The sequence below is a fragment of the Stenotrophomonas sp. 2201_Sma genome (assembly GCF_056486685.1).
The window spans coordinates 1,023,937-1,045,908 of the sequence record NZ_CM151329.1 but is presented as its reverse complement, the minus strand read 5'-3'; the positions used below and the strand labels follow the sequence as shown (position 1 = coordinate 1,045,908).

The following is a 21,972-nucleotide window of genomic DNA, read 5'->3' as shown; positions in this document are numbered from 1 at the left end:
ATTCCGAGGAGACTTCCATGGCAGCAGATTCCATCACCTTCATCGGCGGCGGCAACATGGCACGCAGCCTGATCGCCGGCCTGATCCGCCAGGGCGTGCCTGCCACGCGCATCCACGTGGCCGAGCCGGTCGCCGCCGTGCGCGATGCGCTTGCCAGCGACTTCGGCGTGCATACCCACGACAGCGCCAGCGCGGCCGCCGCGCAGGGCCAGACCTGGCTGCTGGCGGTCAAGCCACAGGTACTGCGCGACGTCTGCCAGTCGCTGCAGCCGCTGGCGCAGGACAACCGACCGCTGGTGGTCTCGATCGCCGCCGGCATCACCAGCACGCAGCTGCAGCGCTGGCTGGGCGGCACGTTGCCGGTGGTGCGCGCGATGCCCAACACGCCCGCGCTGCTCGGTGCCGGCGTCACCGGCCTGTACGCAACACCGGCAGTGGATGCACCACAGCGCGCCCAGGCCGAGCACCTGCTGGCCAGTGCCGGACGCACGGTATGGATCGACAGCGAGCCGTTGATGGATTCGGTCACCGCTGTCTCCGGCAGCGGTCCGGCCTATGTATTCCTGCTCGCCGAAGCGATGGAAGCGGCAGGCATCGCCCAGGGTCTGCCCGCCGACGCCGCACGCACGCTGGTGGTGCAGACGCTGCTGGGCGCCTCACGCATGCTCGATGAAGCGGGCGAAAGTCCCGCCGAGCTGCGCCGCCGCGTGACCTCGCCCAACGGCACCACCCAGGCTGCGATCGAAAGCTTCCAGGCCGGTGGCTTCGAGGCACTGGTGGATGCCGCGCTGCGCGCTGCACAGGTGCGCGGCCAGGAACTGTCAGCGGCAAACGACTGATTCCTTGGGGTCAGATCCCTCTGCCGGGGCAAAGGGATCTGACCCCGTCTCCCGCGATGCTCATTGCCCCAACGTGGTCATGACGAAGTCGACGAAGCACTGCAGGCGCGGGCGCGGGCGACGGTCCGGCAGATAGATCAGGTGCATCGGCCGCGGCTCCGGCAGATGGTCGCGCAGCAGCGGTTTCAGCCGGCCCGCAGCGATCTCCGTGGCCAGCAGCGCCGTCGGTTGCAGAATCAATCCGGCACCCGCCACGGCAGCCTCGCGCAGCGCGAAACCGTCATTGCTGGTGAGCCGCGCCTCCCAGTCCACATGCTCGCCACTGGCCAGCTGCCAACCGTGCCCGCCACGCCACGCCAGGTGGCTCAGGCAATCGTGCCCCTGCAGATCCGCGGGCGTCCGCGGCGTGCCTCGACGGCGAAGGTACGACGGCGCTGCGCACAGGCTCATCGCATAGGGGGGCAGCGGACGCGCAACGATGTCCGCCGAGGGCAGCGGACCGACCCGGATCGCCGCGTCGAAGCCGTCTTCGATCAGGTCCACCCGGCGATTGCTCAGATCCAGCTCGATGTTCAGCAGCGGCTGTGCACGCAGCAGCTCGGCCAACCGGGGCGCCAGCACGCAGCTGCCCCAGGTGGTGGGAGCACTGACCCGCAACACACCGCGCGGCTGCAGCTGCAGGCCGGCCACGTCCGCCTCGGCCTGCTGCACCTGCTCCAGCACCTGCCGGCAACCGGCCAGATAGGCGCTGCCCGCTTCGGTCAGGCGCTGCCGCCGCGTGTTCCGCTGCAACAGCGCGGTGCCGAGGTGGCTTTCCAGCTGCTGGATGTACTTGCCCACCATCACCGCAGACACCTGCAGGTGCTCGGCGGCAGCGGCGAAACTCCCGCGCTCGGCCACGGCGACGAAGGCCTGCATGCAGCGCAGCATGTCCATTGCTAAGTCCTGATTAGTAATCAGCGAATCATACGCGGCTTACCAAACCGCGTCGTCACGGCGCAGACTGCGCTTCGTCTCCCCAAGCAAGGAACCGTCATGAAGATTCTTCTCGTGGGCGCCACCGGCACGCTCGGCCACGCCGTAGCGCGCCAGCTCGGCCAGCAGCACCAGATCCTGGACGCAGGGCGCAGCAGCGGCACGCTGCGCGTCGATCTGACCGACGATGCCAGCGTCAACGAACTGTTTGCCCGCACCGGCGCGGTCGATGCGGTGATTTCCACAACAGGCAAACTGCATTTTGGTCCCCTGCGTGACATGACGCCCGAACGGTTCAACGTCGGCCTGCAGGACAAGCTGCTCGGTCAGGTACGGCTGGCACTGGCCGCCCAGCATCACCTCACCGCCGGTGGCTCGATCACCCTGACCAGCGGCATCGTCAGTGCCCAGCCGATCCGCGATGGCGTCAATGCAACCTCGGTGAACGCCGCGCTGGAAGGATTCGTGCGCGCAGCGGCCCTGGAGCTGCTGCCCCGCGGGCTGCGCATCAATGTCGTCAGCCCGAATGTGCTGGTCGAATCAATGGATGCCTACGCGCCCTACTTCCCCGGCTTTGAAGCGGTCACCGCCCAGCGCGCGGCACTGGCGTACCAGCGCGCGGTGGAAGGCATCCTGAGCGGTGAAACGATCACCGTCTGGTGATGCATGATCCAGCCTGGCGTGCCCTCCGATGTGCCGGGGCCTCAGCCCCAGCGCATCGGACCGTCACCCCGTTCCCCGAGGACATCTTCGGGGTTGGCCAGCCGGCAGCGCTTCAGTGACAGGCAGCCGCAACCGATGCACCCGGTCAGCTCGTCACGCAGCAGCTGCAGCATGTGGATGCGCTCATCCAGCTCGGTCCGCCAGCGTGCAGACAGCGTGGCCCAGTCGGCCTTGGTCGGTGCCCTGCCCTGCGGCAGGCTTTCGAAAGCACGCGCCACCGCCTCCAGCGGCATGCCCACGCGCTGTGCAACGCGTATCACCGCCAGCCGGCGCAGCACGTCGCGGCTGAAGCGGCGCTGGTTGCCCGAGGTACGCAGGCTGCTGATCAGGCCCTTGCGCTCATAGAAGTGCAGTGCGGATACGGCCACGCCGCTGCGCTGCGAAACCTCACCCACACTCAGTTCCTGCGACACCATTGCTTGACCTCAACTATAGTTCAGGTGTCATGCTGCGGTCTTCGCCGCCGGATGACAAGCGCGGCCTCCCAGACTTTCCGCATGACCCCGACTCCATCTGCTGCCGACGCCGCCCCTCCTGCCGAAACCTCCATCCTCTCCGCGCGCTATCGTGCGACCACCCTCGGCATGGTCGCCCTGGTTTCGCTGCACGCCTTCGAAGCGCTGGCGGTGGCCGCAGCCATGCCCACCGTCGCCGCCGCGCTTGACGGGCTTCGCCTGTACGCGCTGGCCTTCGGCGGGACCCTCGCCACCAGCGTCATCGGCATGACACTCGCTGGCCTCTGGGCCGACCGGCACGGGCCCGCGCGGCCGCTGTGGTGGGGCCTGGCGTGCTTCGTACTGGGCCTGCTGCTGGCCGGCCTGGCCACGCACATGGGGATACTGGTGGCCGGGCGGCTGCTGCAGGGCCTGGGCGCGGGTGCGATCTCGGTCTCGCTGTATGTGATGGTCGGCCGTACCTACCCCGAATCGCTGCGCCCGAAGGTGTTCGCAGCATTCTCCGCTGGCTGGGTGGTGCCGTCGATGATCGGCCCGGCTGCGAGCGGGCTCATCGTGCAGCACCTGGGCTGGCGGTGGGTGTTCCTGGCCGTGCCGCTGCTGGCGCTACCCGCTGCATTGCTGCTGCGACCTGCACTGTCACGCCTGCAGCCCTCGCCTGCGGGCGACAGCGGCAATCGCAGCCGGGTGGTGCGCTGGGCCAGCGGCGCGTCGCTGGCAGCGCTGCTGCTGTATCTCGGCGGGCAGCAGCAAGGGATGGCGGCAGTGCTGTGCATCGCTGTGGCGATGCTTGCGCTGCTGTTCTGCGTGCAGCGGCTGCTGCCCGCCGGCACCTTGCGCCTGCATCGCGGCCTGCCCAGTGTGATCGCCCTGCGCGGCATCGCCGCTGCGGCATTCTTCGCCTGCGAGGCCTACCTGCCACTGCTGCTGCAGCGCGAGCGCGGGCTGTCACCCAGCGGGGCCGGCGCGGTGTTGAGCCTGGGGGCATTGGGCTGGTTCGCCGGGTCGTGGCTGCAGGGCCACCAGCGCAATGGCTGGTCACGCCAGCAGCTGCTGCGCGCGGGAACGCCGCTGATGGCGATCGGTATCGCGGCCACGCTGGCGGTGCTGTTCCGCACGGTACCGCTGCCGGTGGCTCTGATCGGCTGGACGCTCACCGGCTTCGGCATGGGCATGATCTACGCCAGTCTTTCGGTACTGACCCTGTCCCTTTCGGCACCGCACGAACAGGGAGCCAACACCTCGGCGCTGCAGTTGAGCGAGGCGCTGGCGGTCACCACCGCACTGGCCGTCTCCGGCGCGTTGTTTGCCCTGTTCGTGGACGACAGGCCGCACATCGGCTACGTGCTGTGCCTGGCGATCACCCTGGGCCTGGCTCTGCTGTCCACGCTGATTGCACGCCGGGTGTAACGCCACCGGTTGATGCGGCCGGGCGTGGCCCGGCGATCAGTGCAGTCATGGCGTGGCCGCCGCGTCCACGTCATCGATGTCCCGGTGCAGGATGCGGCGCACCTCCAGCACGGCCTGCGGCGATTCCTGCACGCTGTGTCCGGAGATGATGACCTTCTCCGACAGCGCCCCCGGCAGGTGCGCGCTCCAATACGGCACCAGCCCATCGTCGGATTCCTCCAGCGGCAGTTCCGGTTTGCGCTGGGCGATGATCGAGTGGTACTTCAGGCCCGCTTCGATCGGCAGCTGTGCGGCCGCCTTCACGAACGGATCGCTGGCCTTGAGGTTGTCGATGCTGTTGGGAATCTTCGGCTTGGCGGTGCCGTCAACCTGCTGCTCGGCCTGCGCCAGCGCCAGGAACACATCCTCGAACTTGCCCAGGATGGTCAGCGGCAGGCGCACCAGGCGGCCGATCAGGCGGCCGACCCTGTTGCCGGCGATGTCGGTGCCCTGATGTGGAGCGGCGATGAAGATCGCCCGTTCCACATTCGGCTGCGCCTTGAAGTGCAGCAGCGGGCCCAGCTTGTTCTGCACCCGCTTCAGTCGTTCACCCTTCAGGTCATAGTTGGCCAGCAGGTCGTTCCACAGCACATCGCCCGAGTCGCTCACCAGCAGGCGGGCCAACACGCCGCCCATGCTGTGACCGATGTAGACCATGTCCTTCGATGCGCGCGTGCTGCCATCCGGGTCGAAATGCTTCAGCGTGTCGTTGAATGCAGTAGCGATCTCATAGCGGTTCAGCGCGATCGGCGCGTTGGTCGGGTAATACACCTGCCACACCTGGAACTGCTGGCGCAGCTCGGGATCGCCCATGATCTCGTTGGCCAGGTTCACCCACGCTTCCGGGCTGCTGGCCAGGCCATGCAGCATGAAGATGATGCGGCGGTTCGGATCCCACGGCTGCATCAGGTAGATGTGCGGCTCACCGATACCCTCGCTCATGCCGAACAGCGTGCGCAGCGATTGCCGGGCAAAGCCACTCTGCGCCAGCCACAGGCCGTAGGCGGCAGTGAAGTTGCCGGCCAGCGGCACCTGCTCGCCGTGCAGGGTGATGCGCTCGGTCGCTTCGGGCGAATAGGCGTCCAGCTCGACCCGGCGGGTACGCATCACGTCCTCCAGCGTGCTGCCCTCGAAGCGCAGCAGCGCGGTGACGTTGATCGAGGACATCTCGCTGAACTCCGGCACCGCATCATCTTGGCGATGGCGGCGACCACGACGCGCATCGCTGTCGTCGTCCTGCCCGCCGTCCGCCTTCGGGCCATCTGCGGAGACCGCCGGAGTGACCAGCTTCGGCGGGTCCATCACCATCACCAGCTCCGCACCGAAACCGTCGCGTCGATAGGTACTGCGCAGGCCGACGAAGCTGACCGTACCGGCGGGTACCAGCTGCGCCGGAATGCTCTTCAGGGCCAGCTGCTGGTAGTTGGAGGCCAGCGACCAGCTGCCGACCGTGATCGGCTTTGTATAGTCCTCGCCGGCCAGCGCGGCAGCGCGCGCCCGCACGAACAGAACCACCGCGGCCTTCTCGGCTGCATAGTTGTAATAGTCGCGCACCTGCGTCTGCCGGTCCTCAAACGCCCGATCGGACGGCGAACGGCCGCTGTAGAACAGGTAGGCGTAGGCATAGCGCGCCGCTTCCAGCCATGCGTCCAGTGCGGCATCGCTCATCGGTGGATCGCCCGCCGCCGTCTTCTTCGGGGTCAGCGCCAGCGCTGCCTTCACCCACAGCTCCGACAACGCGGACAGCCGCTGTTCGACGTTGAGATCGTCGGTCATCAACAGCGTGCTGCGACAGACCACGAAGTCCTTCTCGCACTGCGACTCATCCAGCCCGGCTGCACTCAGCGTTTCCCGGGCCGCCGGGCTGAGCTTGCCGGTGTTGAGCACATCGGCACGCTTGTTGACCAGCGAGTCACTGGATTTCACCTGCTTGACGGTGACCATCGCGCAGCCGCTGCCGGCCAGCAGCATGAAGATCGCCAGCGACGCCGGCAGCACGCGCTGCCAGCGGGAAAGTATGGACATGAGCATCACTGCGGGTCCTGCTCGGTGCCGGGCACGCCCTGGCGGATCACGGTGGAAAAGTTGCCGCCGTCACCCAGGTCCAGCGCGCGCTGGGTGATCCGGCCCTTGGCATGCAGCACTGCGTACGGCACCCCCGGCGTCAATGCCCCGACCTCCTGCGCGTACTCGGCCAGATAGCCGGACAGCAGCAGGCGGTAGTCGAGCGGCAGCCGCGGCGCGATATGCCTGGCCAGATCGAAGACGATGGTGGTGCAGTTGCTGGTCAGCGTGTTGTAGAAGCCGGGCTTCGCATCCAGCTCGCGCGCCTGCGCGATGTAGGCAGCGAACAGTTCCTTCAACTGTGCGCGGTCCATGCCATGCAGGCGGTACAGATAGACATCCTCGCCACGCGCGTTGGTACGCGTGCGGATGATGTCGGTCTCTTCGGAGGCCACCAGGGTCATCTCGAACTTGCGGAAGAATCCCCCCAGTGCCGAGAACGATTCCCCGCGTTCCTTGCGGATCTCCAGCGAGAACACGACATGGCGGCCATCGTCGAAGCCGAACGAGATCAGGGTGTGGGCGATCGCCGGCCCCATCCAGTACGAAAGCACCAGGTCGGCCGAACGCAGCTGGTCCAGGTCGTACGTCCGGCGCACCCAGCGCGCGTCATAGTCGGTTTCGCTGCGCCAGGTAAAATCGCGCACGTTGTCCAGCACCACATGCCGCCCATCGAAGGACACCACGTGCAGGCGCTGGGCCACGTCATCGGCCCAGACGCGATCCTGGCGCGGGGTCAGCAGCATCCACCACCCCAGCGCCAGGGCCAGCGCCACGCCGAAGGCCATGCCGAGCCGTCGCGTGCCATGGCCACGGGCAACCCGCCAGGACGCCCACAGGGCGGACAGCACCCACAGTACCGCCACGGCCGACGCCAGCCAGCCCGGCCCCGGCAGCTGATAGAGCAGCAGGCCAGCCACCCACAGTGCCAGCAGTACCATCACACTTCCTGTCATCCAACGTCCTGCGGCTTTCACTGGCGTCCTGTCGTGGTCCCGGGGGCGCATAGTTAGCCACAAGCGGGTTCGCCCTGACATCTACGGCCTGTTCAGGCTGCTGGGTGCACCGTCTGCAACGCCGTTTTCCACATACCGTTCCCTCTTCCAGGAGCATCGATGGGCATTACCTCCGTGGCCGGTGTTGCGGTCCAACCCCAGCACAGCGCCCGCTGTCATTGCGGTACGGTCGAACTGCTGCTGGACCTGCCGGACGGCATCGTCGACCCGCGCCGCTGCGACTGCTCGATGTGCCGCCGCCGCGGCGCCATCGCCGCCAGCGTCGCCCTCGCAGGGCTGCAGGTGGTGCGAGGGCGGGACCATCTGCGGCTGTACCAGTTCAACACGCATGTGGCCGAGCACTACTTCTGCGATGTGTGCGGCATCTACACCCACCACCGTCGGCGTTCGAACCCCGACCAGTACGGCTACAACGTCGCCTGCCTGGAGGGCATCGATCCCTTCGCGCTGGGCGTGATTCCGGTCAGCGATGGCGTGAACCATCCGGCCGACCGCCCGGCCTAGTGCCGGGTTCGGCGTGTCGGCGCGGCGACCTTCTGCCAGGGCGCCATGCCGCTGCGGCCGGCCCGCGCGGGGCGTTTGCGCCAGGGCCGGCGTGGCGCGGGCTCCGCTTGAACGGGGTGCGGCGGAGGCGCGGGCCGGCGTGCAGGCCAGAGATGATCAAGCAGCCACATGGTCGGTCTCCGTGGGGGCGGGGACGATCAAGCGTGGACGCTGGCCTGCATAGCCGGCGTGAGGCATCGACGACGCCACGATGACAGGCGGCGAAGCCCTGCGCGCGCACCACGCCGCAGCTGCATCGCGGACTCGGCACCTCTTGACGCCCGCGCTACAGTGATAATTCCCCTCCTGCTGCAGGTCGCCTCCGGATGCCTTCGTTCTCCGATCCCCAGGCTGCGGCCCGCTATCACGAGGGACCGCTGCGGCAGGTACCTGGATTCCTCGGTCTGCAACAGATGGCCCACCTGCTGCTGGCCGAGCACGTGCCCGAGCACGGCCACGTGCTGGTGCTCGGCGCCGGTGGCGGCCTCGAGCTGAAGGCCTTCGCTGACGCCCACCCATACTGGCGCATGCTCGGAGTCGATCCGGCCGGCCCGATGCTGGCGCTGGCCCGCGAAACGCTCGGCACACGGATGAACCACGTGGAGCTGCTGGAGGGCTACATCGAGGATGCCCCGGCCACGATCTTCGATGGCGCCAGCTGCCTGCTGACCCTGCACTTCCTCGATATCGACCAGCGCCGGCATACCCTGCGCGAACTGCGCAGGCGGCTGCGTCCGGGCGCGCCATTGGTGGTGGCCCACCACAGCGTCCCGCAGGAGCCGGAGGCGAAGCTGCGCTGGTTGAGGCGCTATGCGGCCTTCGGCGAGGCTTCCGGCATTGCCCGTGCGGATGCACAGCGCGCGATCACCGCCATCGCCGAGCGCCTGCCGCTGCTGTCACCGGAACAGGAGGTGGAGGTGCTGCAGGAGGCAGGCTTCAAGGACATCGAGCTGTTCTACGCCGGATTCACCTTCAAGGGCTGGGTCGCCTACGCGGCCTGATGAACCTGCAGAGCCGGCGCTCGCCCGGCCAAGCCCCGCACCTCGCACTTTTCCAGGGCCGCCCGGGAGAAGGGGCTCCCGTGCGTCGACCCGGAATGCACGTTATTGCATGTTCATGCACGAATATGCACACTTATCCCATGAACGCCGATTCCAGCCCCCTCCCCGCCGAACGTACCCGGCAGATCCTCGAGGAACTGCGCCAGCAGGGCCGCGTGATCGCTGCGGAACTGGCGCGCCGCTATGGCGTCTCCGAAGATTCGATCCGCCGCGACCTGCGTGAACTGGCCGCCCAAGGCCTGTGCCAGCGCGTGTACGGCGGCGCCGTGCTGCCGCCGCCGAAGGAGCGCCCGCTGCGCGAGCGGCTCACCCGCGATCGTGGCGACAAGGCCGAACTGGCCGCGCGCGTCTGTGCCCTGCTGCAACCTGGCCAGGTGGTGCTGCTCGATGCCGGTTCGACCAACCTGGCCATCGCCCAGCAGTTGCCGCCCGAACTGGCACTGACGGTGATTACCAACGCGCCGCAGATCGCCACCGCCGCCAGCGTGCATGAAGGCACTTCCGTGCAGCTGATCGGCGGCCGCCTGGCCAGCGGCGGCGGGGCGGTCGGTGCTGAAGCACTGGCCCAGGTGCAGCGCCTGCGCGCCGACGTGTACCTGCCCGGCCCGTGCGCGGTGGACGGCGACACTGGTGTGTGGGCGATGGATGCCGAAGAAGCCACATTGAAGCGCGCCATGGTGGCCTGCAGCAGCCGCGTCATTGTCGCCGCCACCACCGAAAAACTCGGTGCCCGTGGCCACTGGCAGATCGCCGGCCTCGACGAGATCGACGACCTGGTGCTGACCACATCAGCCCCGCCCGCACTGGCAGCGCGCTTCCTCGCTGCCGGTATTGCGGTGCACCCCACCCCGCCCTGACCGAACCGCCCATGTCCGTTGCCTACCGCGCGCGTGCCGAACAGCACGCGACCCGCGCTGCATTCTTCATTCCCGGCTTCGCCACGGCACTGTGGGCGACGCTGGTACCGTTCGCCAAGGCACGCGCGGACCTCAACGACGCCACGCTCGGCCTGGTGCTGCTCTGCCTGGGTGCCGGTTCGCTGCTGGCGATGCCAGTGGCAGGCGTTCTGGCCGCGCGGCTGGGCTGCCGCCGGGTGATGGTGGCCAGTACGCTGTTGATCTGCCTCACCGTGCCGGGCCTGGCCCTGGCCGGTTCAGCGTGGCTGCTGGGCCTGGTGCTGTTCGTGTTCGGTGCCGCGGTAGGCGCGATGGACTGCACGATGAACGTGCAGGCCGTGGTGGTCGAGCGCGAAGCGCGGCGTGTGATGATGTCCGGCTTCCACGCCTTCTTCAGCATCGGCGGCTTCCTGGGCGCGGCAATGATGACCGTGCTGCTGTCCCTGCAGCTGCCACCGCTGGCATCGGTGCTGATCGGCGTGGCCGCGATGCTGCTGGCGATGCTGCTGTCGGCGTCGTACTGGCACCGCGAGCGCATGCCGCACGACACGCCGATGCTGGCCATGCCGCACGGCATCGTGCTGTTCATCGGCGTGCTGGCCTTCGTCGCGTTCCTCGGCGAAGGCGCGATGCTGGACTGGAGCGCGGTCTTTCTCAGTGACGTGCGCAACGTCGATGCGCGCATGGCAGGCATCGGCTATGTGATCTTCACCCTGACCATGACCGTCGCCCGCCTGCTCGGCGATGCACTGGTGGCGCGGGTGGGACGCGAACGCGCCATCGTGTTCGGTGGCCTGCTCGCGGCCAGCGGCGTGCTGGTGCTGACGCTTGTCACGCCCTGGCAGGTCTCACTGGCCGGCTATGTGCTGGTCGGCCTGGGCTGCGCCAACATCGCGCCGGCGCTGTTCTCGCTGGCCGGCCACCAGACCCGCATGCCCGGCGCGCTGGCGATCACCGCCGTGTCCACGCTGGGCTTTGCCGGCATTCTTGCCGGCCCGGCACTCATCGGCTTCGCCGCCAATCATTTCGGCCTGATCGCTGCATTCATCGGTGTGGCCATCGCGCTGCTGCTGGTGGCAGTGTCCACGCGCTGGCTGCGGGTGTAGCGCGCGGCATCAACGGCGCCGACGCCGGACCTTCATCCGCAATCGTCGATAACCGATCACCGTAGCCGTCGCGCACAGCGCGGTGCCGGCGGTGCTCAACAGCAGCAGCACGCCCAGCCGGGCCGTCTCCTGCCGCAGCATTGCCGGCAGGTCCCAGCTGTGCAGGAAGTAGAACAGCCAGCGCCCGACGCGCTCACGATGCCCCAGGGTCAGCAGTGGATCGCCGCTGGCCAGATCGAAGTAGACGCGCGTCGCCTCGGCATCACCGAAGTCCGCCACCGCCACCGGGAAGCGGCGCACCGCCGCGCCGTTCATCGCCTCCGGCGCACGTGGATAGAAATAGGCATCCGCTGCATGCAGCAGCGCGAACCGATGCATCGGCGCGGCAGACATCGCCTGCGCCTTCTGCTGCAGCCATGCCACCGGCAGCAGCTGCATCATCCGAAGATGCCCTTCGCCTGCGGATACGATGCGCGTATCGCCCTGCCCGTCCAGCAGCAGCGCGAACAGCTCACCGCCGATGCGCCGCCACTGGATCTCCACCGGCATGAACAGCCCATCATGGGCCGCAGCCAGCAGCGCTGCCGGTTCGCCTAGTGCGCCGTTCACTGCCACCGCATCGCCGCGATACTGCGCCGTGTCGATCGCCGCGCGCGTACTGCTGAACACGCCCAGCGGATTCATCGACATCAGCCCGCTGAAGATCCAGGTGAACACGAACGCCGCAGCCGCCAGACCGATCAGATGATGCCAGCGCATCCACGGCTCGACGTACGGCGTCTTCGCACCGGAACGATAGTGGCCACGGAGGCGCCAGCGCCACACCCCCACCACGATGCCGCTCACCGCCGCCACCGTGCACAGTGCGGACAACACGATCACCACCCACGTCCACACCGGGTCCACCGATTGCATGCGCAGGAAGTACAGCCAGTGCAGCCAAGCGCCCACATAGTTCCAGCGCTGCTGCACATGCGGTGCATCCAGCACCACCTCGCCGGTGCGAGAAGACACATAGAGGTCACCCGGCCGCGCACCGCCCACCTCGACCCGGTACAGCGGCCGATGCGCATCCAGCGCACGCGAATGCGTCCAGCGGTCCTCATCCACGCGCATCGCACCCACGAATGCCGGGCCGCCGGCAAACTGCGCCGCCGAAGCTTCGGCGCGCTGTGCCGATACCGGCAGCAGGACCTGCCCGGTACGCGCCGACCAGGCTCCCACGTGGCTGCCACTACGCACCACATAGGCGGGCTCGCCGCGCAGCGTGGTCAGCGCCACGCTTTCCGGCTCAGCCTGCACGGCCGCTGGCAACGCCGACAGTCCCAGCAGCCCATGCGCGTCGCCCAGCACCGGCAACGCCGCCAGCCGCTCGCCGGGCGTCAGCTTCGGGTAGCCGACGAACAGCATCACCATGCCACTGACGAACCACAGCAGCATCAACAGGCATCCACCGATGCCCAGCCAGCGGTGCACCAGGTAGGTCCAGCGCTTGGCAGTGGATCGCAGCGACATGGTGTGCGTCCTCAGAAGCGATGGTCGAGGGTGAACTCGACGCGGCGGTCCGCACCCAGCAGCCACTGCGTACTGGTGTAGTACGCCGTGGCGTAGTACGCCTTGTCGAACACGTTGAACACACGGGCTGTCACCCGCGTGCGCGGTGCCGCCTGCCAGGTCAGCGCCAGATCGGTGGTGCCGTAGCCCGGCAGCTCCAGGGTGTTGGCGTTGTCGGCGTAGCGCTTGCCGACGTAACGCGCACCGCCGGCCACGGTCCAGTCCGGCAGGAACTGCCAGCTCAGCCACACATTGGCCAACCGCTCGGCCACGTTCGGCGGCACGTTGCCATCGCGCGAGACCAGCACGGCCGGCGAACCGGTGGTTTCCAGGAAGTCCTCGAACTCGGCCTTCAGCACCGTCGCGTTGGCATCGAGCGTCCATTGCGGCGCGAAATTCCAGTTCAAGGACGCCTCGATTCCGCGCGAGGTCTGCGCGCCCACCTGCACCCGACGATCCGGCAGCAGCGGATCACGGCTGAGCAGCCCGGTCTTGCGGATCCGGTACGCCGCCAGCGTCCACTCGCCACCGTCAAAGGCCTGCTTCAGGCCGACTTCGACCTGACGCCCCTTGGCCAGGTCGAAGGCACCGTTGGCCGGACTGATCATCAACAGGCCGCTGACCGGGTCGGCCGCCTGCGAATACTGTGCGTACAGGCTCAGCGTCGGCTGCAGCGCGAATACCGTGCCTGCTCGCCAGCCGGTGCTGCTGTAGGTCTTCGAGAATGCCCTCTGGCCGCTGATCAGATCGGTGCGATCGATGCGCGCGCGGTCATGGCGCAGGCCGCCCAGCACCGACCAACGCTCGCTCAGCGTCAGGTGGTCTTCCACGAACAGCGCGTACTGCTCGGCGGCGTTGCGGTAGCGCGGCAGATTCGGCGCATCGCTGGCGAACTGGCCCGGCACCGGATGGAACGGATCGACCGGGCCGGAGCTGCCGGCATAGGTGTTGTTGGTGTGCTTGAAGTGCGCGCGGTTGGCATCCATCCCCAGCGCGAAACTGTTGGCAAGACCGCCCACCTCCCCCTGCACGCGCAGCGTCGAGGTCAGCCCGGTCTGGTCCTGGTTGTGGGTGATCTGGGTATTGCCCGAGCGGTCAATCAGGCCAGTGCGCGGGTTGTAGACATAGGCCTCGGCGTTGCGCCAATCGCGCTGGCTGTCGATCTGGTAGAGGCGCGTGCGCCATTCCACGTTCGCATTCGGTGTCCACAGCGCATCGAGCTGCGTCCAGCGGTCACGGAAGCGGATGTCACTGTCTTCCACGTTGTAGTTGCGGTGGCGCAGTGCGTCCCACTGTCGGCCATCCACCAGCGGCGTGCCGAAGTAGCGCATCGGCTGCTGGTAGCCCTGCGCATGGGTGAGCGTCAGCTGCAGGTCCGCGAGCGGCTGCCACAGCAATGCCCCGGAGAAAGTCGCGTCACTGTTGCGGCCACGGTCCACCCAGCCGCCGCTGTAGTTGCCGCTCACATCCAGCCGGTAGGCCAGCTCGGGGGTCAGCGCGCCACCACTGCCGAAGCCCAGGCGCGCGGTGTCCTCGCTGCCCACCGTCACACTGATCTCGTTCTCGACGGCACCGCGCGAAGGCTTCTTCGGCACGATGTTGATCACACCGCCGATCGCACCGTCGCCGTGGATCACCGAGGCCGGCCCGCGCAGCACTTCGATGCGCTCGATGGACCAGGTATCGAACGGGAACGTGATGCCGACGCCCCCGTACTGGCGCAGCCCGTCGTACAGGCGCATCACCGACGCCCCATCGGTGAAACCCCGGCTGGACAGCGCGCTGAGGCCGTTGCCCGGATGCGGCATCGCGCTGATCGCACCCGCGCGGCTGATCGCATCGTTGAGGTTGCTGTCGCCGCGCTGCTCCAGCTGGTCGCGGTCGATCACGGTGAGCGCGGCAGGTGTCTGCAACACGTTCAGGCCCAGCGCGGAACCTGCGCCGGGGGTGGCCGACAGCGCACCGTGCCGGGTATCGACTACGCGTACGGTGTCCAGGGTGGTCGGGCCCGCCGCTTCGGCACGGGCAGGTGCAACAGGCAGGGCGCAGGCGCACAGCGCCGGCAGCGTCGCCCAACGCAGGGCAACGCGCTTCGGATGTCTTTTCATTTTTTCACGGCATGCAATGCCACCCCGCACTGCGGGGCAGCAGGAAGGAAAGCGCACGCGGTAGCGCCAGGCCATGCCTGGCGGCTTCCATCAGAGGGAATGCACGGCCGCGCGCGCGGCTCAGCCCACCGATGCCGCCGGTGGTCCCCGCGCCCCGAGGGTTCCCGCCAGGCGCGCGGGCACTGCCAGCACAGCGCCCAGCCGCGCCCGGCAGACCGGCGCCAAGGGCACCAGCAGCAGGAACGCCGCCACCAGCAGGGTGATCAGCCGCGCCGCGATCAGGCAGTAATCGCAATCCACGCCCATTTCATGGTCGGCGTGTGGATCGGCGGGCGGATTCTTCGCGGCCTCACCGTGCGGCGTCGCCATCGCATGATGGTCGTGATGGCCTTCCATCGTGTGCTGCGCATGCAGCGAATGATCCATCGCCGCCACCGGCGCCGCCGCTGCCACGCGGCCATGCGCCACCCAGCGGCTCACCAGCGGGGCAAGCAGCACCAGCAGCAGGGCGAGCCATGCCAGGGCCTGGAACCGGCGGTGGAATCGGGGGCGGTGCACCCGGGCATTCTACGGCGCGGCGCCGCAACCTTGGACCACGTTCAGGGTTTTGCCCCTGCGACAGGGTGACGCAGGCGCCTCACGTCGCGTACTGGGCAACGCCATGCCCGAACGACCAGTTCTCCTTCTTCACTTCCACCAGATTGATGAACACGTCCTCGCGGCGGATGCCCACTGCCGCATGCAGGCCGTCAGCGATGCCCGCGTACAGCGCCTTCTTCTGCTCCAGGGTGCGGCCCTCGTTCCAGGTGATCTGGATGCAGATGAAATCGTCGGAGCGCTGCACACCCAGGTAGCTGGGGTCGTAGACCAGGGTGGCGGCGTCGTGCTCCTGGAAGATCTGGAAGCGGTCGTTCTCGGGCACGCCGACAGCGCGCATGGCCTGGTAGATGGCCTCGCCGACGCGCTGCAGGTAGTCGGCGGATTGGCCTTTGCGGAGATCGATGCGGGCGAGCGGCATGGTGGGGCTCCCGGGTGGAGGGTTGGGAGACGATGCGCCGGGCTGCTGGATTTCTGTGTGAAATGTCGCGCGAACGCGCGTCCCGTTTAGAGCCCTGCAATTTCCTCCCCCAGGAGGGCGCACTTCTCAGCTTCCCTGCCGCTCCGCGTTCGCTCTCTGATTACGAGGGTGCATGTCGCTTCTCGCAGGTTTCTGAACTCATCAACGCAGCGTCGCGCAGACCACGTCCCTGCCCTCATTGACTGAATCCCGCGACCCCAAATTTCTGGAAAGCTCTTGTTTCTCCAGCAGAAACGGGAGAAGCGATCACAATCAGCAGCTGCATGGAGTGCCATAAGTGACAGCATGATGGCTGCAAATGCTTGATGGATGTCGTTGCCGGATTGCAGGCTGGGCACCGACCAACAGGTTCGATATCTCAACGTGAGACGACACTGGATTGTCGTTGGTGACACGACCAGCAGCAGCGGACGCGTCATCAACGGCTCACCCTGCACAGACATCGAGGGCCGCGCCGTCGCACGTGAAGGCGACAGCGCCACCTGCCCGCTGCATCAGGGGGTCTTCCCGATCATCGAAGGCGAGCCCACCCTTATCATCGACGGTCACCCCGTCGCGCTCCACGGGCACCGTCTCGCATGCGGCTGCCAGCTTGTTTCCACCCAACAGCGCCTGGTGTACGTCAGCGAAGGGCCTTGTACTGCCGCACCCTCAACGATTGATGTCTCGACAGGCTCCTCTCCCGGAGCGGCCATCTGCCTGGAGTGCCTGCTCACTGCAGGCACCAGCGGCGCTCCGCTTCTGGTGCGCTCGTGATGGCGTGGACAGCATTCGCTTTGGTGGACTGCGCCGCCGCCCCTGAACGAGAGGGCGAACTCCGCCATTACACTCAGCAGGACGCACTGCTCCACCGCTCGCTGTTCACAGGACAGCCCGAGAGCGATCTCGTCCAAGCTTCTCCCTGGCTGATCGAGTTACCTTGGGGAGCGATCCAGAGACCTGTACATCACTGGCTGACCTGCCTCGGTCGTCAGTCTTCGGGCGTCACGATACTGGCTTCAGCGACAGCCTTCGATCCATTGTTTCAACATCTGCAGACGAAACTGGACATCTCGCTGCCGGACGGGTCGTTGGCATTGATGCGCTACTACGACCCCAGAGCCTTCCTCCGATACTGCGATGTCCTCACTCCCCGACAACAGCTGGACCTGCTCGGTCCGGTACTGGAGTGGCAGGTCACGTTGAACAGTCAGGACTGGACTCTGGTCCGAGCCGATCTCGAAAGGCCAGGTGCATGCGATGCTGACACTCAGCGCTGAACAGTATGCGAGGCTTTGCCTCCCGGATCCAGCAACGTTCGTCGTCCCGCTTTCGCGCGAAACCAGAAGACACTTTCCTGTCGAGACCGCCCAACGAAGCGACGAGGAACTCGTCGAGGATGTCCGTGCAAGTTACCGGCACGCTATGACATCCCTGCACATCACGCATCTACCGACGCTGGTGCGCTGGGTGAAAGCCGATGTGGCCTGGGCCCGCGGGTTGCGCGACCAGGCAGTCACCCGGGTCTGGTTCAACGAGACCGCCCATCCCAATGCCACGGCAGCGGACCTTCTGGCACTGCTGGCCTCTTCCCGCATCACAGACTGAACTGAAAGGACCAGAAAATGGGTGCTGTGCCATTCCCTATTCCCCCTCCCCCAGTGACGTCGCCAGGGGCATGGGATCCGGTTCGCGATGCTCCCGTTCCGTTCCCAGACCAGATGCCAGGAACCACGGCAGGCGGCCCGACGCTCGGCCAGATATGGCAGAAGATCAAGGAAGCGACGGGTGTCGAAACTGGAGTGAAGATCGAACCCAGGGTACAAACGAGCGAGACAGATTGCTCGCAGACGAGCAACCAGAATAACTGCAACGCCTGCAAGCTGGCACAAGGCTACCTCGTGCCCGCGAACTACACGATTCCACTGACCCAGTACCGGGACTACGACTACCAGCTGCGAATCGCCAATCGCCTGGCCGGACCGGAGAGCTTCGATTACACGTATGGGGGCACCGCGCTGGACAGATCTCGCGCAGCTATCCTCCGCGAGAAGAATCAGATCACCATAACCGAGTGGCAGTGCGCAGGTGTCCGGTTTGATGGCTTCTGGCGAAGAACATGTACCGCCGTTGAAACGAAAGGCCACTACTCCCAGTTCTTTGACGAGAAGGGAACATTACGCTTGTGGGCTGCGCTGAAGGCTGGAAAGAGAAGGGAGAATATTGAGGAATCCTGGATAAGACAGTTAAGTACGCAGCATGGAATCATCAGCGGTTTCGGACGACCCTCAAAACTGGAGTGGCACTTCCTCGAACGAGTGTGCTACATGGCCGCACTACGCCTCTTTGGCCCACTTGCCTCAGTCTGCAGATACTCACCATGACCGAGATATACAACGCATTCATAGATGCAACTGTGCCGGTGGAGGTGCTGAGTGCTGAAGCGGCCTATCGACAACTGTTGCAACTTACCGAAGAGCTTGGCGAGATACATCACCTTTTCCAGAACTGGGCGCTTCGTGATTCCTCTGGCAGACCGGTACTTCTAAGCGACAAGGCAAGGTTCATCGATGCAGTCGCCGAGAACGCCGCCTACTACCATAGAAAGTACCCAACTGCGGCCAATTCGGGCGGTGCCGGCGCTTCCATTACTCCCGCCTTGAGCCAGAAAGCTCATGATCAACCTGGCTGTCCTACGCTGGATTACAGGCCGTGGTTCGGCAGGGTTACCCTGAGCATCAACGCCCCCGTCCAGGCTTTTGGTCCGGATGGCACATCCGGAATCATTCGATCCTGCGTCCGAAGCATGGCAACCCGTTTGGATGCCGTGTTCGTTGCGACAGACGTTACGTCCCCACTCCCGGACGGAGAGGGATATGAGACCTATGCACACTTCCATCAACTGTTTCCCCATCGACGCTGGCTGGGCTGGATGGGATTTGTACCCCACCTCGTGCCGAAGAAATTCATTCCTGAAGCGGCGTCCATGGAGGTCGTGAAAGGCAAAGGAACGATGATCGTAGCGCTGGACGAACCCTTCGATCTGCGCAACCCGGAACATCTGAGGCGCGTGCATCAGGTTGAACTGCGGATGGCGAATGCCGGGCTGCTGGACATCACCGATCCGACGCTGCTCGAGTGATCCGGGCATCGTGCGCAGCGTGACGCAAACAACCCGCGGCGCGTACCGCGTTGTCGCGAAGTGCACCGACAGCCCGTGCAGCGCGTCGCATCGGAAGTGACGTTGCTCGCAGCGCGCCCGTGCACTGTCGCACAGATCGAGATCTCCCTCCTCCGCATTGGCATGAAAGAGAATTTTCCTTACAGACCGATGTGATTGCGCAGCCGGATGATCGCCGCGCCGAGGCAGATTGCCTTGGCCGGGATTGGCGTCTCGAATAAACGAACGAACTTCCACCGCTGCGGTTCACGCCTCAGCAGAGAGAATGCACCGATTGCCTTCAATGGCGGCCGGTGCGTGGGGATCGACAGATCCGCCAGGCCTTCCTCTCGGTGGAAGTTCGTTTGCCTTGGTACGCCAACCCGCACCGTCCGCCACCTTCGCTTCGGAAGGTGGCCCCACGCCAGTGAGGGTTTCGCCATGACCAACCGCACCGCTGTCCATCCCCGCCTGCACGCCCTGATCGGCGACATCGCCGCCGACGTGCCCGAGGACCTCGCACGCGAGATCGAGTGCGCCTTGCACGAACAGAGTCTGCCCGTGCAGTCGCCTGCCTTCTTCACGTACCTCAATGCCATCAGCCGCGCCGACGGCGATGACGGACTGCCGTGCAAAAGCCTCACCCTCGTTGCCAGCAATCACGCCTCGCTGCGCCGCTCGATGTCTGGGCTTACCGCACTGCTCGATCTGCTGCAGGCCGCCGACCATGCACGCAACGAAGGCGGCCCGGACGAACAGCTGGGCGCTTTCCACACCGACGGACTGATCGTGGCCGCGCGACAACTGGTGCGTGAGGCGAATCATTGCCTCTCCGGCGCTGACTGACCGGCCCGGATGCCCTCCCGCTACAATCGCGCAGGGAACGCAGGAGGCCGCAATGGACGCCGAACACCTGGAGTACTTCAAGGCCGCACTGGAAGGCCGCGCAACCGTGGGTTGGAACGTATGGTTTGCGGCCAACCAGCACGCGCTGGCCCAACAGCTGAGCCGCCCCGCACTGCTGCGGTTGAAGTTCAGAAAACTGGATGAAGCCGAGCGCCTGCTCGCCAAGGCCGGCATCGTGCCCTGCAGTACGGCGGGCAAACGCTATGAGATGTACTGCGCGGAATTTTCGGCGGACGTGGTGGACGCGAACGGTCGCCCGCTGCCAGCCATCTGGCGCGCGGCGCACGGCGGTGCCATCGGCCTGCTGGCCGATGGTGAGCAGGAGGCCGGCCAGGCGAAGTTGCTGGCGGAGTTTCGCCGCACCCGCAAGCGCGGGCTTCAACAGGCCCACGAATGGCTGGCTGATCTGTGCTTTGAAGGCGAGATGGAACTGACCAGCGGCAATGCCGAGGTCGGCCGCAATCTGCTGGCGGTTGTAGTGCAGGCCGGTAGCGGTCACGACCTGTTGGATGCGACAGCGATGATCGCGCGGGATCTGCTGGACCAGCACGGCTGATGGCAGCCGCAGCAGCGTCGCAGTGACGCTGGCACGCATCATCAGACAACAAAAAAGCCCCCATTGCTGGAGGCTTTTTTCGTTCTGCAACATGGTGGGCGGTACAGGGATCGAACCTGTGACCCTTGCCGTGTGAAGGACGAGAAAGGCCTTTGCAGCACAGGGCGTCGTGCTGGAGAGCCTTATTTTAGCGTCTCGTTGCGTCCCGCTGAATTTGGCCGCACACTGCGATTTGCACTTACCACGCACTTACGGCCACATGGCGACCAAGCTGACAATCCGCGCTGTGGAGCTGGCCAAGCCAGCCGAGAAGCCCTATGAGCTGAGCGACAGCGACATGAAGGGCCTGCTGCTGCGCGTGCAGCCCTCGGGCGTGAAGTCCTACATCGTCACATGGGGCCGGGGAAAGCGGCGGACCCTCGGCAAACACCCGGTGATGACTCTGGCTGGCGCGCGCGCTGCCGCCCTGGCCGCGCTATCGGAGGCGTCCCAGCATGGCGCCCCGCTCGCCGCGGTGGCCCCCAAGAGCGAACTCACCGTGGCCGATGCCTGCCGCGACTACGTGACCGCCCTGGAGAAGGACGGACGCAACACCGCATCGGATGACGCAAAGCGCCGGTTTGAGCGCTGCCTCTATGGCGACAAGCTGGGCAAGGTGCGCCTCAAGGATCTCCACCAGGATCACATCGAGGCATGGCGCGACCGGGTGGAGAAAGGCGACCTCCCGCCGCTGCCAGTCAAGCGCGGCCGGCCACCGGTGGCGAAGCCGTTGGCGCGGTCCAGCATCAACCGCATCCGCACGACGCTGGTGGCCGCCCTGAATCACGCCGTGGCCCGCCGCAAGGCTTCCCCCGACCTCGCCTTCGAGTGGAACGCCGTGAAGCCGCTGAAGGACGCCGGGCAGCGCCGTGGCCTGTACCTGGAGAGGCAGCAGCGCCGCGCGCTGCTGGAAGCGGCTGAGGGGCCGGTGCGCGACCTGATCGAGTGTGTGGCGCTGACGGGCTGCAGGCCGGGCGACCCATCGCTGTGCCTGCGATCGGACTATGACGGCCGCACAGCCAGCGTCAGGTTCCGCAGCAAGGACCACGACCGCAAGATACCGCTCTCGCCCGCTGCCACTGCGCTGTTCGACCGCCTGGCCAAGGGGAAGCTACCCAAGGCGCACCTGTTCACCCAGGACGGGAAGAAGGCGTGGACGCCCACCGACTGGAGCGAGCTTGTACGTGATGCGGCTGCGCGCGCTGGGCTACCTGCTGGCGTGACGCTCTACACGCTGCGCCACTGCTGGATCACCGACGCCATCGTGGGTGGCATGGACCTACTGACCGTGGCCAAGCTCGCCGGCACGTCGCTGGCGATGATCGAGAAGCACTACGGCCACCTGGTTCAAGGCGCTGCGCGCGACAAGCTGGCTCAGGTGCAGTTCCTGTAGCACGGCTCAATTTTGCGCTTTGCTTTGAAATCAGCCACTTGCCTGCAAACCTCAAAATTGAGGTTTGCAGAG

23 protein-coding genes are annotated in these 21,972 nt (G+C 66.3%); 15 read left to right on the top strand and 8 right to left on the bottom strand.

Translation table 11 applies throughout. The annotated features are described in order from the left end of the window. Positions 1-17: 17 nt before the first annotated feature. Positions 18-839, top strand: coding sequence for a pyrroline-5-carboxylate reductase (gene proC / locus ACZLIF_RS04930; protein ID WP_053519255.1), 822 nt, complete (start codon positions 18-20; stop codon positions 837-839). A 60-nt stretch (positions 840-899) separates the two neighbouring features. Here the strand turns inward: proC and ACZLIF_RS04925 are convergent, their stop codons facing one another. Then, positions 900-1,775: a LysR family transcriptional regulator gene (locus ACZLIF_RS04925; protein WP_128989765.1), complete on the bottom strand. Its 876-nt coding sequence runs from the start codon at positions 1,773-1,775 to the stop codon at positions 900-902. A 99-nt stretch (positions 1,776-1,874) separates the two neighbouring features. Here ACZLIF_RS04925 and ACZLIF_RS04920 point away from each other — a divergent pair, with 99 nt between their 5' ends. Beyond that, positions 1,875-2,477 carry a short chain dehydrogenase gene (locus ACZLIF_RS04920; protein ID WP_128989767.1) on the top strand — a complete coding sequence of 201 codons (603 nt, stop codon included), beginning with the start codon at positions 1,875-1,877 and terminating at the stop codon, positions 2,475-2,477. A gap of 41 nt (positions 2,478-2,518) precedes the next feature. On the opposite strand, the gene soxR is transcribed toward ACZLIF_RS04920, so the two are convergent. Then, a complete protein-coding gene (gene soxR, locus ACZLIF_RS04915; protein WP_053519250.1) occupies positions 2,519-2,953 on the bottom strand; it encodes a redox-sensitive transcriptional activator SoxR in 435 nt (144 codons plus the stop codon). Positions 2,954-3,034: 81 nt separating this feature from the next. Here soxR and ACZLIF_RS04910 point away from each other — a divergent pair, with 81 nt between their 5' ends. Then, positions 3,035-4,402 (top strand): MFS transporter, encoded by a 1,368-nt coding sequence (locus ACZLIF_RS04910; RefSeq protein ID WP_128989769.1) that lies wholly within the window; start codon positions 3,035-3,037, stop codon positions 4,400-4,402. Between the two features lie 45 nt (positions 4,403-4,447). Here the strand turns inward: ACZLIF_RS04910 and ACZLIF_RS04905 are convergent, their stop codons facing one another. Together ACZLIF_RS04905 and ACZLIF_RS04900 are read right to left on the bottom strand one after the other, a co-directional pair. Further along, complete coding sequence (locus tag ACZLIF_RS04905) at positions 4,448-6,472, bottom strand: esterase/lipase family protein (RefSeq protein WP_128989771.1); 2,025 nt, start codon at positions 6,470-6,472, stop codon at positions 4,448-4,450. Next, the gene (locus tag ACZLIF_RS04900; protein WP_128989872.1) at positions 6,472-7,446 is read right to left on the bottom strand and encodes an Lnb N-terminal periplasmic domain-containing protein; all 975 of its coding nucleotides are present in this window, start codon (positions 7,444-7,446) and stop codon (positions 6,472-6,474) included. The genes ACZLIF_RS04905 and ACZLIF_RS04900 overlap by 1 nt, the downstream gene beginning before the upstream one ends. A gap of 174 nt (positions 7,447-7,620) precedes the next feature. Here ACZLIF_RS04900 and ACZLIF_RS04895 point away from each other — a divergent pair, with 174 nt between their 5' ends. The 4 genes from ACZLIF_RS04895 (at position 7,621) to ACZLIF_RS04880 (ending at position 11,127) form a co-directional block, all read left to right on the top strand. Then, positions 7,621-8,025 carry a GFA family protein gene (locus ACZLIF_RS04895; RefSeq protein ID WP_053519241.1) on the top strand — a complete coding sequence of 135 codons (405 nt, stop codon included), beginning with the start codon at positions 7,621-7,623 and terminating at the stop codon, positions 8,023-8,025. A 365-nt stretch (positions 8,026-8,390) separates the two neighbouring features. Then, positions 8,391-9,065, top strand: coding sequence for a class I SAM-dependent methyltransferase (locus tag ACZLIF_RS04890; protein WP_128989773.1), 675 nt, complete (start codon positions 8,391-8,393; stop codon positions 9,063-9,065). A 140-nt stretch (positions 9,066-9,205) separates the two neighbouring features. Then, a complete protein-coding gene (locus ACZLIF_RS04885; protein ID WP_128989775.1) occupies positions 9,206-9,982 on the top strand; it encodes a DeoR/GlpR family DNA-binding transcription regulator in 777 nt (258 codons plus the stop codon). A gap of 11 nt (positions 9,983-9,993) precedes the next feature. Further along, positions 9,994-11,127 (top strand): MFS transporter, encoded by a 1,134-nt coding sequence (locus tag ACZLIF_RS04880; protein ID WP_128989777.1) that lies wholly within the window; start codon positions 9,994-9,996, stop codon positions 11,125-11,127. A 9-nt stretch (positions 11,128-11,136) separates the two neighbouring features. On the opposite strand, the gene ACZLIF_RS04875 is transcribed toward ACZLIF_RS04880, so the two are convergent. The 4 genes from ACZLIF_RS04875 to ACZLIF_RS04860 form a co-directional block, all read right to left on the bottom strand. After that, positions 11,137-12,642, bottom strand: coding sequence for a PepSY domain-containing protein (locus ACZLIF_RS04875; RefSeq protein WP_128989779.1), 1,506 nt, complete (start codon positions 12,640-12,642; stop codon positions 11,137-11,139). Positions 12,643-12,653: 11 nt separating this feature from the next. Continuing rightward, a complete protein-coding gene (locus ACZLIF_RS04870; RefSeq protein ID WP_128989781.1) occupies positions 12,654-14,789 on the bottom strand; it encodes a TonB-dependent receptor in 2,136 nt (711 codons plus the stop codon). 120 nt (positions 14,790-14,909) lie between these two features. Next, positions 14,910-15,296 carry a DUF2946 family protein gene (locus ACZLIF_RS04865; protein ID WP_065175979.1) on the bottom strand — a complete coding sequence of 129 codons (387 nt, stop codon included), beginning with the start codon at positions 15,294-15,296 and terminating at the stop codon, positions 14,910-14,912. Between the two features lie 130 nt (positions 15,297-15,426). Further along, positions 15,427-15,807, bottom strand: coding sequence for a tautomerase family protein (locus tag ACZLIF_RS04860; RefSeq protein ID WP_053519221.1), 381 nt, complete (start codon positions 15,805-15,807; stop codon positions 15,427-15,429). Between the two features lie 369 nt (positions 15,808-16,176). On the opposite strand from ACZLIF_RS04860, the gene ACZLIF_RS04855 reads away from it, so the two are divergent. The 8 genes from ACZLIF_RS04855 to ACZLIF_RS04820 all read left to right on the top strand — a co-directional run bounded on the left by ACZLIF_RS04855 (position 16,177) and on the right by ACZLIF_RS04820 (position 21,900). Beyond that, on the top strand, positions 16,177-16,623 hold the full coding sequence (locus ACZLIF_RS04855; protein ID WP_128989783.1) for a PAAR domain-containing protein: 447 nt from the start codon (positions 16,177-16,179) through the stop codon (positions 16,621-16,623). After that, positions 16,623-17,126, top strand: coding sequence for a DUF4123 domain-containing protein (locus ACZLIF_RS04850; RefSeq protein WP_128989785.1), 504 nt, complete (start codon positions 16,623-16,625; stop codon positions 17,124-17,126). Before ACZLIF_RS04855 ends, ACZLIF_RS04850 begins: the two co-directional genes overlap by 1 nt. Continuing rightward, positions 17,107-17,454: a hypothetical protein gene (locus ACZLIF_RS04845; protein ID WP_111187168.1), complete on the top strand. Its 348-nt coding sequence runs from the start codon at positions 17,107-17,109 to the stop codon at positions 17,452-17,454. Before ACZLIF_RS04850 ends, ACZLIF_RS04845 begins: the two co-directional genes overlap by 20 nt. 194 nt (positions 17,455-17,648) lie before the next feature. Further along, positions 17,649-18,230: a Tox-REase-5 domain-containing protein gene (locus ACZLIF_RS04840; protein ID WP_241685991.1), complete on the top strand. Its 582-nt coding sequence runs from the start codon at positions 17,649-17,651 to the stop codon at positions 18,228-18,230. Further along, complete coding sequence (locus ACZLIF_RS04835) at positions 18,227-18,988, top strand: Imm52 family immunity protein (protein WP_128989789.1); 762 nt, start codon at positions 18,227-18,229, stop codon at positions 18,986-18,988. The genes ACZLIF_RS04840 and ACZLIF_RS04835 overlap by 4 nt, the downstream gene beginning before the upstream one ends. 459 nt (positions 18,989-19,447) lie before the next feature. Continuing rightward, a complete protein-coding gene (locus tag ACZLIF_RS04830; protein WP_128989791.1) occupies positions 19,448-19,852 on the top strand; it encodes a hypothetical protein in 405 nt (134 codons plus the stop codon). A 52-nt stretch (positions 19,853-19,904) separates the two neighbouring features. Beyond that, the gene (locus ACZLIF_RS04825; RefSeq protein ID WP_128989793.1) at positions 19,905-20,468 is read left to right on the top strand and encodes a hypothetical protein; all 564 of its coding nucleotides are present in this window, start codon (positions 19,905-19,907) and stop codon (positions 20,466-20,468) included. Between the two features lie 259 nt (positions 20,469-20,727). After that, entirely contained in the window at positions 20,728-21,900 is a 1,173-nt protein-coding gene (locus tag ACZLIF_RS04820) for an integrase family protein (protein WP_128989795.1), read from the top strand. The last annotated feature ends 72 nt before the right edge of the window (positions 21,901-21,972 follow it).